Origin of the sequence: Butyricimonas paravirosa, from assembly GCF_032878955.1 — a bacterium.
Lineage (GTDB): Bacteria > Bacteroidota > Bacteroidia > Bacteroidales > Marinifilaceae > Butyricimonas > Butyricimonas paravirosa.
Genome location: NZ_CP043839.1, coordinates 3,519,270 through 3,532,619, shown reverse-complemented (window position 1 = coordinate 3,532,619; position 13,350 = coordinate 3,519,270). Strand labels below are relative to the sequence as shown.

General features: G+C 45.2%; 8 protein-coding genes and 2 riboswitches. Of the genes, 2 read left to right on the top strand and 6 right to left on the bottom strand.

Going from position 1 to position 13,350, the window contains the following annotated elements; genetic code table 11:
• Positions 1–17: 17 nt before the first annotated feature.
• The 6 genes from F1644_RS14350 to F1644_RS14325 form a co-directional block, all read right to left on the bottom strand.
• Complete coding sequence (locus F1644_RS14350) at positions 18–2,105, bottom strand: hypothetical protein (protein WP_118303380.1); 2,088 nt, start codon at positions 2,103–2,105, stop codon at positions 18–20.
• A 17-nt stretch (positions 2,106–2,122) separates the two neighbouring features.
• Entirely contained in the window at positions 2,123–3,805 is a 1,683-nt protein-coding gene (locus tag F1644_RS14345) for a PKD-like domain-containing protein (RefSeq protein WP_118303378.1), read from the bottom strand.
• A 200-nt stretch (positions 3,806–4,005) separates the two neighbouring features.
• Positions 4,006–4,207: riboswitch (cobalamin riboswitch) on the bottom strand.
• Between the two features lie 183 nt (positions 4,208–4,390).
• A complete protein-coding gene (locus F1644_RS14340; protein WP_118303376.1) occupies positions 4,391–6,775 on the bottom strand; it encodes a hypothetical protein in 2,385 nt (794 codons plus the stop codon).
• Between the two features lie 22 nt (positions 6,776–6,797).
• A complete protein-coding gene (locus F1644_RS14335; protein ID WP_118303374.1) occupies positions 6,798–8,849 on the bottom strand; it encodes a hypothetical protein in 2,052 nt (683 codons plus the stop codon).
• A 19-nt stretch (positions 8,850–8,868) separates the two neighbouring features.
• Positions 8,869–10,587 carry a PKD-like domain-containing protein gene (locus F1644_RS14330; RefSeq protein ID WP_158571803.1) on the bottom strand — a complete coding sequence of 573 codons (1,719 nt, stop codon included), beginning with the start codon at positions 10,585–10,587 and terminating at the stop codon, positions 8,869–8,871.
• Positions 10,588–10,746: 159 nt separating this feature from the next.
• Positions 10,747–10,948: riboswitch (cobalamin riboswitch) on the bottom strand.
• A gap of 169 nt (positions 10,949–11,117) precedes the next feature.
• The gene (locus F1644_RS14325; protein ID WP_118303372.1) at positions 11,118–11,804 is read right to left on the bottom strand and encodes a hypothetical protein; all 687 of its coding nucleotides are present in this window, start codon (positions 11,802–11,804) and stop codon (positions 11,118–11,120) included.
• A gap of 270 nt (positions 11,805–12,074) precedes the next feature.
• Between F1644_RS14325 and F1644_RS14320 the strand changes: the two genes are divergently transcribed.
• Positions 12,075–12,728, top strand: a complete 654-nt coding sequence (locus tag F1644_RS14320) for a hypothetical protein (protein ID WP_229782390.1) — start codon at positions 12,075–12,077, stop codon at positions 12,726–12,728.
• 62 nt (positions 12,729–12,790) lie between these two features.
• Positions 12,791–13,288, top strand: coding sequence for a cob(I)yrinic acid a,c-diamide adenosyltransferase (locus F1644_RS14315; RefSeq protein ID WP_168044213.1), 498 nt, complete (start codon positions 12,791–12,793; stop codon positions 13,286–13,288).
• The last annotated feature ends 62 nt before the right edge of the window (positions 13,289–13,350 follow it).

Genomic DNA, 13,350 nt, shown 5'->3' with positions numbered 1-13,350 from the left:
ATATTTTTCAAGTGTAACTATTCTTTTGTCCATTTACCCGCTTTCAAGTCATCCAAAGTCACCGTGTAACCATTACTCCTCGTGGTAAACTTCTCGATCGTGTCGATCGCTTTCTTAAACCCGGCATACGAAGTCAAAGCCGATTGGAAATTAATCGTCACCTCCTTCACGCTTTCCAGAGTGGCAAAACCATCCATATTCGTGATGTCATTATTAGCGTACATGGGTAGAGGAGGGGTAACCATGATCGTCAAGGTACTCCCGATACTCTTGATCGACCCAAAGGAAAGTTCGGTAAAAGGAACATAACTCGCCCAAGAATAAATGGTCATCTTTCCACCCACGCTTTCCAAAGCGGGAACATCCAAGACCGTGCAAGTGGTAGAAAAAGGAAAAATCTCCACGTTACCCCCAACTTTCTGCAATTTCGGTATATTCACTTCCTCCACCGCAGGCATCTTTGACAGCGTGAAATTCCCGGTCACCTCTTCCAAATCCGCCAAGACAAATTTCTTACAACTGTTTAAATAAGCCATACTCGTTCCCGTGGTAAAATCACCATTCACCTTGCGGATACTTGTAATCTCACATTCTGCGAGAGTTTTCGCTCCCGACAAGTCGATTCCACTCACTTCCTTAATCCCGGACACGGGAGGGAAACGAGTCTCCACCTTAGTGGAAGAACAGACAAGTTTCAAAATTCCGGGGAAGACCTCTCCCCCAACAAGCGACACTTTCGTCAATGTAGAACCTTCGAGAGTCAATGTTTGTACCTTGACGGCAGAGATATCCAACGTCTCCAATCCTTCTAAATCAGTCAATTTCAATTCAGAAAACTCTCCTAAAGTAGCTGGGAGCCTCACGTTTTTCAATGTGGCCAAATTAGTTATGGTAAAAGAACCACCCACCGTAGCCAACACCTCGAATCCGTCCAAGTTATTAACGTATTGTAATTCATTCAAGGTACAATTACCTACGATAGTTTTCAGTGCCGGAAAACGAATAACCCGTATATCCGATCCGTCAAGAGCAAGACTTCCCACGGATTCCAAAACCGGAAAATTCGTCTCTACCAATTTGCAGCTACCAATACTCAAGGCTCCGGGAATCTCTTTCAACAATGGCATATTCAAGGCATTCATCACGGAGAACACGGCGCTCCCGGTCGTCGGTTTCACGTTAAGTGCATTACACTTTTCGAGAGCCGGAAAATCAACCGTGTACGAATCAGCAAGCCCCACGGTAAGAGTTCCTCCCACACGGGTAATACGCGGAAAACTCACTCTATCCATCGCGAAACCGGAAATAGCCATATCACCATCCACCGTTTTCAAGGAACCGACATCCAATTTCCTGACCGTACCCGCCAACGTGAAGTTACGCCCCACTTCTTCCAACAAGGGACAAACAAATTCCTGTGCCAGATTGTTCTGCACGGTCAAATCCAGACCGACTTTCTTCAAGGCGGGCAGATAAATTTGGTCAATATTCCCCTTGGCGGTAATCAACAAAGAACCAACCTCCTCCAAGTTCTCCAACCCCATCAAATCTATTCCCGTGTAAGCCTCGGTGATTTTCAAGTCATGCCCCACACGCACCAATTTATTCAACGGCAAAAGGGAAGTAATCACCTCCTCGGAACCGGAACGTCCGATAATCAGATTACCACCTACCTCGGTAACCCCACTCTCCCCAAAAGCATCAACTTCCTCCTGTGTCGCCAAGGTCACGCTGCCCTCCACGGGAACACTTTCCCGGACTACAAAATAATGGTACACTCTCCCTACTCCACTTGCCGAAGTCACTTCAAAAAGTGCCTCCTCGTTCCAGTTGGCAATGGAGTCAGGGGAAGGCATGATGCGAGCATTCTCGCTCAATATCACTTCTGCCGAGGCCCCGGCAAGGGAAACACCCACGGGAGCTTGCAGGATAATACTATCACCCGTCAAAGCGGCTTTCAAAACCTCCCCGTTCTGTGTCAACCGAAAAGATACCACGTAGTTGTCCGTACCCGTAAACGGATCATTATCATCGTCACAGCCCCACACTCCTAAAAAGCAGGCTAAAAGGAGGGCATAGATGGTCAATATATTTTGTTTCTTCATTTCGTTTTCTCCTTAAATTATTTATTCTTCAAATGATAATCATACCCGTCAAGGAACTCCGTGGAGGACTCTCCCAACACGCCCGCCTTCTGGTTAACACTGGTCTGGATCATCACGAAATCAATATATTTCAGATTGGCCGGAGTGCCATCGACTTGGATTGCGTTATCAATTTTGAAACAACTTTTATCCGTTCCATAATTATCAACATATCCCCAATCGTATTCTCCGTTGTACCACAATCCACCCCGTATTTCCACCTTAGAGGCCAAGCGGGTTCCGAAATGCATAAAATCTTCCTCGATGAACATGGGGAAAAAGAACGTCTGCCCGTGATAACCGTTAACATCCACGCTACCGGCATTCCCGTAATTATCGGACCAAATAGAGTTCCCTCTCTCTTGCGTGGGACGATAATAAGTGATCACGTATTTTCGTGACATCTCTTCCGCAGAGGCACTTCCTTTCAGCTCGTACCAAGTGTCATCGGGTAAACCATTTCCATTCTCGTCCTGCATCACCCAAACGATACCCGGCTCAGAACTTCCGGCAAAAGCGTTCCCCTCCAAAATCAGATCGTATTCACCCGGCACGTTCTCCACGCTATGGTCAAAACCAATAACCACATACCCGCCATAAGCTCCCAACGAGAGATAAGGGGTAGAGGGATCAAGAATAGTTTTTCCTTTTGCCAAAGCATCGGCTTCCGTGGACCCGACCGGAAAGTTCACGAATTGTCCCGGAGCCGGAATGTACTCAAAGACTTCCGTGAAACGGGCAGAACTACCGTCCGTCGGCCAATTACGGTGAGTACCCTCCGGATCAACACATTCCACGTAAGTCTCCGTGGAGGCAGTCTGTCCACCTTCGGTTGCGGTCACGGTGATATAGTAACGTCCTTGCGCGGTGGGAGCAAATTTGAAGTAAGAGGTCGTCTCGCTTTGCTTTACCCCATCCACTTGCCATTCATACACGGCTTTTTCCGTGATGTCAATAGGATAAGGAGAGAGTACAAGCTCCCGTCCCAAAGGTACACTGAAATTCGTAATCCGATTGTCAGAAACCGTACGATAGCGTCCATCATTAAAAATCAACTTCGGAGGAGCCAGCGGTACAACCGTCACGGTCATAGATTTAGCCGTCGCGCCATCCTCGTTCTTAACCACGAGAGAAAGATCATACATCCGTACATCCTCCCGGTTGAAAACGAAAAGACTATCTTGACAGACAATCTCACCATTCAATACCCACATATAAGTAGCTCCCTCGGGATTCGACACTTCGGCCCCAAAACTCCGATCTCGACCGGACATCACCACGGCAGCATCATCCAAGGTCACCTCAGGAGGTAATTTATCGAGAACCGACACCTTTACCTGTTTTTCAATCGAACCGTTCTCCGCATCAATCTTAAAATTCACGAAATAATCACCCACCTGCTCCCCCCGGAACAGATAGGTGGTATCCGTAGAAACTATTTTCCCGTTCAATTTCCAAGAACACAGGGGATTCATGGCATCCGACACCGTTGCCTGCAACAACACCTCTTTCCCGACCTTTACCCTGTACTCCCCCGTTTCCGTGTTGAAAGCGACATCGGGATTACCAACTTTGACCTTCTCATCGTCGTCACAGGCCGTGAACATACCGATAAAAAGCATCACCAGTAATACTAATTTCAATAGAACATCCTTTCTCATAACATCATCCGTTTAATTTATAATTATCGAGTTCAACGACCGTTTACCAAACGACCATTTTCTCCAAGAAAAACACTTCCAACAACGAGAAATTGCACACATACACCCCTCCCAGCTTGCTAACTCATAGCAACACTCGTCCATTACAACAATAGTCGGATAAAATACAATATGGCACCCAAGCTCCAATCCCAGAAAGCTTTAGATACATGACACTGGCAGGTCTTCTGACTTACCCCGTCCTTGAACGCCCTTCCCATTTCGTGTCGAAACAGTGGATGTGAGTCTTGTTCTCGGAATTTAGTGGAGCTTACAGCAGCGGGTCTGTTCAGGATTCGCACCTGATTCCCTTTTCACCACACGCCTGAAACAGGATGTGACACCAAAATCGTTACGAAAATATATAAAAAACAAATACTATTTGGATTTTGAAACGAAAAATTCAATTATTCACAAATAATAATACATTGATTTTACATCACTTACTAGCCATATACACGCAGAAAAGTTCGCTTCAGGATAAAACAGAAGAGAGGAGTCCGGCACAAAACCAAACTCCTCTCTCTAAAAAAACTTAAACTACTCTTATTTCACAAGTTCTCCCGCCTTCACCTGCTCAAACGTCGGATTATAAGCATTCTCAGATACCGTCCAAGAATCCTCTCCTTCAAGTTTATTGATTACTTTTTCCAAGCCCTCGAAAGAGACTAAAGCGGCCTGTTTCTGAATATTAACATAGCCTGCACTCTCCAATGCACTAAAACAACTCAGATCAGTGATCAGATTGTTATAATTATCTGCACTATAAGCATTCGACGTCAAGACAAGCCCTCCCACATTTTTCAAATTAGGCATACGAATCTCCTCCAACATCCGAACCGGACCATTCTGATAACTCGTGCTAACACGGAATTCGCCTTCCACGCTTTCCAATGCGGGTAATTCCAGCACCGGAATAACTCCCGTATAAGTCAATGCCCCAACCTTTCGCAAAACCGGAAGTTGAACAGGTTCTATTTGTTTAAAATTACCATAAGAACCTTCCGACAAAGTCAACAACCCCGTTACCTCTTCCAAATCAGGGAAACACAAGGCTGCAGCATTCTCCGTCACATATCCCAAATTAACCGTCAATTTATCAACTTGTTTCAATCCCGTAAAATTAAATACGGCAGATTCCTTTTGTGTAAAGCCTGTAACAGTAAGTGTTTGCACTTTTTCGATGCCGTCAAAACGAACACCGCGACTGGAATTCAACGTAACTTCTCCATCAAGTTCCGAGTTCCCCCGCAAAACAAAATCAGCCCCAACATTATCAATCATCAATTTAGAAGTAGAAAAAACCGAAATATCCAATCCTTGTAATGCCGGAAGTCGAGAAAACGAGCATTGTGCGAACTGCGCTCCCTGCAAATTAGCCAAGAAAGGGAATTCTTCCACTTTTTCCATGTTTGATATGGATAAACCGGAACCTATCGACCTCAGAGCATCAAATCCATTCACGCATGTCACATTGTTCATATTATTCAATGTCATTGACCCCTTGATGGTTGTCAAAGCTTTGAAACCATTCACCTCTTTTGCCGTTCCGCTCAAAGCGAAATTTCCCCCTACCGAAGTCAAACTATTAAACCCATCAAAATTTTCCGTATTCGCCGAAAAGGTTAAATTTCCTCCAACCTCTTTCAAAGCGTTCAGATCCGCGGGGGCAGATAACACAAAATTTCCCTGCACCTCTGTCAAGGCAGCAAGATCCAAATCATTCAATTTATTACACACCTCAATAGTAAATCCTCCTGTTCCGACCCGGCTCAACTGGTGCAAATTAATCTTTTCCAAATCTTCAATATAATATACCCGGAAGCCTCCTACCGATTGAAGTTGTGACAAGTCATATTCTTTCACCCGATGGGTCCATTGCAATGTCAACGTCTCCGCCACCTCTCTCAACTGACTGAAATCCACTTTCTCCAGCACCCCGGTTTGTTGCAAAGTAATACCCGCGGCTGAAGTCAAAGCGGGAAACAAAAGCTCCTTCATTCGAATGGGATTATTTATTTCCACTTTATCCCCGACCATACCCAACTTGGGCAATTCCAACCGTTCGGGAAAAAGCATATTACCATTACGCCCGGAGAAAGAGAATTTTCCAGCAATAACCTGTAAAGCGGATAAATCCATGCTCCTGACATCACGCGTTTCAATCGTGAAACTTCCGCCAACGCTCTCCAATGCTCTCAAATCTACCGAATAAAGCGTATCGGCAGAAATGACAAGATCAGAACCAACCTTCCTCAAGTTAGGTAAAACCATCTCTTTCAAATCCCGTAGCCCGTAAGCCCCGTACTCGCTAGCACGAGCGAGCATCGTAAAACCACCCACACTTTCCAAGTTTTGCAACCCATCAAGTGAAACTCCTGCAAAAGTGGGATTAATTGTAACTCTTCCGGCAACCTCTTTCAAAGAAGAAAGCGGAGCAAGAGAAACCAAAGAATCCTCCTTTACCGTTCCAAGCGGTTTTCCGATAACCAAGTTCCCCTCGATCTTATTAATACCGCGAGCGGCAAACGTTTCAATCTCCTCGGGCGTCGTCAACACAACATCTCCGGCCTGAGCAACAAGCGTCCGAATCACAATATATTTATACGAACGTGAAGCCTGATTATAAGAAGTCACCGTAAATGTCCGTTCCTTCCCCCAATCATCAATCGAAGCCGGATCCGGACTCAACGTGGCATTCTCGCTCGCAGTAAACTCCACCTCAACATTTTCAAGCGACACGCTTTCAGGAATGGAAAGAACCAATGAATCACCAACGATACAACCGGCATAAACATGTTCTCCTTCTATCAGGCGGAAGGAAGTAATATAATTCTCATCTCCCGAGAACAAACTGTCATCATCCTCGCAACCGGTAATAAAACATACGAGGGCGAACAACAACACATATATTAAATTATTTATTTTCATATCCTTTATTTTTATTCATGAATTATTCCGGCTTGGTCCATTGTTGTTCTTTCGTCAATTGCTCGTAAGTCGGGTTATATCCATTATTCTCCACTGCCCATTTCGACGAGGGACAAGTTGAGATAGCTTTCTTCAACCCCTCGTAAGAAACCAAAGCCTCGTGATTCTCGATCCGGAATCCTCCAATACTTTCAACTTCTGAAAGGAAATCCAAATTCGTCAATGTATTATTCAACTCCGAAGGATCTGACGACCAAGGGTCCGGAGTCCTAGGACGTATATCCAACACCCCACCCACGATTCGCAACGACGGATAAAGAATCTTGTCCGGTCCATAAAAATTATTCCAGCTAACATAACCGGTCTGGAACGTCATATCGCCTCCCACGGACTCCAACAAGGGGAACGTCTCATCATCGTAATTATTAATAGACATCATGGCACTTCCCCCGACCGTTTTTAATTTTGGGAAATGAAACTCTTTAATATTGGAATAAAGTTCAAAATTCCCGCTAACTTCTTCCAAATCGGGGAATGATATTCCCGTTACGTTTGAATTTGCCCAATAAGAAAAATTCCCGTTAACCTTACGCACACTCGCTATTTCAACCGCATCGCCACTCATTCCCAGGTAACCGATCGTGAGAGCGTTAATTTCTTTAAAGCCCTCTAATTTCGGGAAATACCCGCCAAGATTTTGTAGATTAAAATTCCCGTTAAAAACGTCATTCCCGACTACGGTCGTGTTCTCCAAACCGGTACCGTTAAATTGAATCTCGTCAATCTCAATTCCTCGCACATCCAATCTTTTGATCCCAGAAGAAATTACTAAAGTTCCCAGATTCTCCAATTTAGCCGGAAATTTAAAGTCTTCACTAACGAAATTCAACGCCAAAGTTCCCCCGACACGCTCCAATTCTCCCAACTGTTCAGGATTCAACCCGGCAAGCGTAAGACTAAGATTACCGTCCACGTTTTTCAAAAAAGGAGCATTAAACTGGTTTACCTGAGAACAATCCAACGTAATAACCCCGGCATGAGTCAACACGGGAAAGGAAACCTCGTACAAGGGATTAGACGCAATCGACAATTCCGTGGCAACCTCCTCTAGTTGCGGCATATAAAGCAATAATAAAGCTCCCCTACCCACGGTTAATTTATCACAGTGCCGCAACACCGGAAATTCCAGTTTCTTGAGAGAAGTCATGCTCGTCGCGATAGAGCCACCCACTTGTTCCAATCTCTGGAACACGATACCTGTCATTCCCGATTTCCCGTTCAAATTCAAATCCCCGCTTATTTGCCTCAAAGAAGAGAAATCCAATGTTACAAAAGATGCTGCCAATGTCACGGCTCCCCCCACGGTCTCCAAGCGAGGACAAAGAATCTCGCTGACCGCATTACTGGTAATGTTCAAATCTCCCCCGACACGTGTCAACTTGTTGAACGTCACCCCCCACAGGCTATCCGCAGAATTTACATACAATTTTCCACCAACCTCTTCCAAATTATCCAGCCCGGTCAATTCATATCCCGCAAACAAACGATTAATCGTCACGTCATTAGTCACACTCTTCAAAGAAACTAAAGCGGCCAAAGAACGAATGGTGTCCGTCCCTCCCTGCCGGCCAATGACCAAAGAACCGTCAAGATGACTCACGCCCTTGGCCCCGAAAGCATCCACCTCTTCCTGCGTGTTCAAAACGACAACCCCTTCAAATGCTATTCCCTTCTTTTCCGGTATATAAATATATTTCCGTTCCTCCCCGCTATGCGAGGTTACCACGAAATAAATCTGCTCCTCCCAATTGGTTATCGCGGAGGGTTCCGGTTTTATCGTACTATTCTCACTGCACACGATATTCGGGGTAACCTCGCCCAAGGCAACATTCTCGGGAGTCTCCATCAGTATGGTATCCCCCCGGAACGAGGCCACGTAAGACGTCTCTCCCGATTGCAAAATAAAAGACGTGATGAAATTATCACTCCCGACAAAAGGATCATCATCATCTTCACAGCCGGCAATAAAAGCCAAGGTGAAAAGAAGAACTCCCCAAAGTATATTTTTATTCATAACCTATAATTTTTAGATACTATTTTTTCGCTTTTAAACGCAAATCGATCGCGGCAGAAGATTCCGTTGAAACCTCTCCGACAGCCGCACCCTGTCCCATCTGGGCCGTGTGTACTTTCACGAAGTCGATATATTTCAATTTAGCCGGGGTCCCATCCTGCTGGATGGCGTTGTCTATACGGAATCCAACCGGATCGTTAATATTATCCACGTATCCCCAGTCAAATCCCCAGTTCGTTTCAATTCCTTCCGTCAAGAACTGATTACCGAGACAAGTTCCCGTCAAAATATAATACTCCTCTTCCATAAACCAAGGGAAGTAGCCCGAGTTCGGATGATAAGCGTTCCTTCTCAAGAAAGATAGATTCCCGTCATTATCTATGGACAACACATCCTGCTTGGTTGCCGTCGGGCGATAGTATTTTAACGCATACCGTTGCGTGATTCCCGGCTTACCCGTCTCGCTACCTTTCAACTCGTACCAAGTATCATTAGGCACCCCGTCACCATTCTCGTCCTGGCTCACCCACACGACACCACACTCACACCAGTACTTGCCTAAAGGATTACCCGTCATATCAAAATCAGGTTCCCCGTCACCACCATTCTCCACGCTATGGTCAAATTTCAAAATAAAATATCCTCCCCACGCACCCAAAGATGCAAGATACCCCCCTTCACCTCCTCCGTTGTCTAACGTTTTCTGTATTGTCATCCGGGCATCTTCCGCCGTCTTACCTTCCGGGAAATTAATAAATTGCCCGGGTGCGGGAATAAATTCATAACAATAATTGGAAATATAGCTACTCTTTGGAGTCACATCCCGAAAATACGTTCCCTCTTTCGGGGTACATTCCACGTAAACTTTCGCGGAAGCCGTCTTGCCGTTATCTGTCGCTGTCACATCGATTTCGTACGTTTTCCCCTCCACGGAAGGCTTAAAATCAAAACAAACGGAAGTTTGCCCGCTCTGTACCGCCCCGTCAACTTTCCACTCGTAAATAGCCTGATCACTAATAGCAAATTTTATAGGAGCCAACACCACATTTTTACCGATCGGACAAGTCATCGTGATCGCCTTGTCTAACATGGAAGGCAACACGTAGCGAGCGTTGTCGAAAAACAAAAGTGGTTTCTCCTCGGGAATAACTGACACGTTGATATTCTTCACATCAACTCCATCCGCATTCGTCACCTTCAAGGCAAGAGTGTACACGTTTATATCCTCCTCTTCAAACGACATGATCGAATCATGCGACACGACCTGCCCTCCATAACTCCACTCAAACGTGGTTGTCTCATCCGTGTACTCCGTTTCCGCGGCAAACTCTTTCTTGATCCCGCAATAAGCCACCGCGGCTGATTCCAGCTTAATTTGCGGGGCTAAACGATCAACGACCGTCACCTTCACCTGTTTTTCCACACTACCATTGTCTGCATCCAAGCGAAAATTCACGAAACTCTCACCCAAAATCTCCCCCTTGAAATAATACACCGTATCGTCCGCCACGATTTTTCCCTCCCGTTTCCAGGTATATACTGGATTCACGGCATCTTTCACACGAGCGCAAAGAGCGACCTCTTTCCCGATTCTCACGTTATACTCTCCCGTTTCAGAATTGAACGTGAAATCAGGACTACCCGCATCGATCTTTTCGTCATCATCATCGCAAGCCGCAAAACTCGCGACAAAAAGCATCAGCAATAACGCAAACTTCAATTGAACATCTTTTTTCATAATCATATATTTAAACAATTTTCCAATATTGCTATTCCCGCTTCAAGCTGTAGCTAAAAACGACAAAACCGCTGTATCCAAAACAGATACAGTCAGTACTCGCCTATCATTAACAATAGTGAATATAATTACCTCATCCAAGCTCTAGTCCCAGAAAGCTTTAGATTCGTGACTTTGGCAGGTCTTCTGACTTGCTCCGTCCTTGAACGCCCTTCCCATTTCGTGTCGAAACAGTGGATGTGAGTCGTGTTCACGGACTTTGGCGGAGCTTACAGCAGCGGGTCTGTTCAGGATTCGCACCTGATTCCCTTTTCACCACACGCCTGAAACAGGGTGTGACACCAAAATCGTCGCAAAAATATATAAAAAACAAATATTATTCGGATTTTAAAGTTATAATTCTAGATTTTTACAAAATTTATCATTCATAGAGACCTAACATGACTGTGAATGATTATAACACAACCCGTTATGACTTATCGTTTTCATAAAACGAAATTCCACCATATTTCGTATCTCCTATCGCTCATTTACGATTCAGCCTCCCACAGGCACACCGAATCGGAAACATCCTTCCCGTCGGCATTTTTAGCAAAGGCATAAATGACAAGGCCTCCCCCGGCTATTTTTTCTGAAAAGTTCACGCTTTTTTCTATCGTCTCTCCCCGAAGTCCCAACTCCTCGACACGACAAATATATTTTGTCTTACAAAGAAGCACGGCATAAATTTTATCATCCAGAAAGCAATCAACGGACTCGATTTCTTCCTTCTCGTGAGTGAAAAAGATTCTCCGATTTTCCATATCAACCTCGGCACGAATTTCTGGGATCACCAACGACCCCGCTGCCACGCGTAATTTCTCGTAGTTGATCACCCCGTTAAATTCCTTGACTGCCTTCTTACGGCTATTGAAAGGTTTTTCCGGATTTGCTTTCTCCACGGTCACCGCATCCATCACGTTCGCACTGGTAAATCCCCGAAAACCTTTCGGGTAACCGTTCCCTCCGGGAAATCCCAACTGGACGGCATTTCTCATCCATACTTTCCGTTCCGTTATCGCCCCGAAAGCCGCGGACTGTCGTTTTTGCGGTTCCTGGCTCGGTTTACGCGAGATGCTTGTCCCCCGGCAATAATTTTTCCCGTTTGGTCCCCCGTAAGTGATCACGTTACCGAACTTACCCCGAATCTTTCCAAGTGGATTTACAAATTCCGCCATATCCTGTTATTTTTATGTTCCTCGCCAGCAAAGATACACAAATAAACCAATGTAGTTACATTTTCAAGCTAAATAAATCAATTATTACATGTATTATTCATGAGATATAAGTGATCACTTTCATGTAAAGCGCTATTAGAACGCTATTAAATCCCTATTAAATCGCTATATATAATAGCGTTTTAAAAGAGTTTTATTTGCGTATTAAAAATATTCTATCTACTTTTGCTCATGAATTAATACACGAGTGATTATCAAATAATTATTATCATGGAAAACACATTATCTATTCCTGTAGCTCTTCTGGCACAAGGCTCTATCCGGATCGACGGGATAACCTATTACCGACACGGCAATAAAGTTCGGGCCTGCAAATCACGACGGAGTCCTAAAAAAACAAGAACCGAGGGGGAAGAGGAATCCTCCAGCCGTTTCACGGAAGCCCGTAAAATGTGGAGAATCTACCGTCGTGCCATCGGGGATTTGCCGATATGGAAACTCATGGCCAAGGAGATGGGAATAAATAAAAGCGATTCCTTATTCCATTCTCAAAACGGGGGATGTTTTCGCCCGGGAGAAGGGGTATGGGCTTTCCCGACATTCCGATTCTCGACAGGCACGCTGGACGCACCGGTGATCACGAGTGTCACAAGGGAAGGATGGTCCGTGACCCTAAACTGGGAAAATGACATTGACTGCCCGAAAGCGAGCGTGTCAGATCAAGTGTACGTGGGATATTTTTACGGGACCTTACCCCGCGCCCCGCAAATGATCACGTGCCTTAACTCGTTCCGGGGCGACGGCAAAGTGACCGTGGACATCCCGGCAGCGAAACAACCGGAAGGGACACCCCTGCATCTCTACTTGTTTTTCGGCAATAAAGATACCACCCGTTTCTCTCCAAGCGTGTACGCGGGAGTGTAATGTTCATGCAGCTCTCCTACCCCCCAAAAAACTTAAAACCAAAAGGACATGACACTTAGAGGATACATCCATATCTAAACGGGAAAGGGAAAACAACCGCGGCCTTCGGACTGGCCGTCCGGGCTTTATGTGCCGGGAAAAGTGTTTTCATCGGGCAATTCGTCAAGAGCATGAAATATAACGAAACAGCCATAGAACCCTTGTTCGACCACCTTGTTATCCAGCAATTCGGAGAAGGCCGCTTCATTGAAAGAGAACCCACCCCGGCAGATATACAAGCAGCTCACGAAGGGCTGGAAAAATGTCGCCAACATCTTATGGAAGGTAAATTCGATATGGTTATCTTGGACGAACTGACAATTGCCCTGTATTACTCCATGCTTTCCCTAGAAGAAGTGTTAAATGTTCTCCGCCAACGCTCCCCTCACACCGAAGTCGTAATTACCGGACGTTACGCACCTCAGGAATTAATCGATATAGCAGACCTCGTAACAAATATGCAAGAAGTGAAACACTATTATTCGCTTGGCGTCCTGTCCCGTAACGGGATTGATCATTGAAAACCTCGCCTAATAGCGGTTCATACCAATGAAATAAAAATCTTTTATACAATTTATTGCCT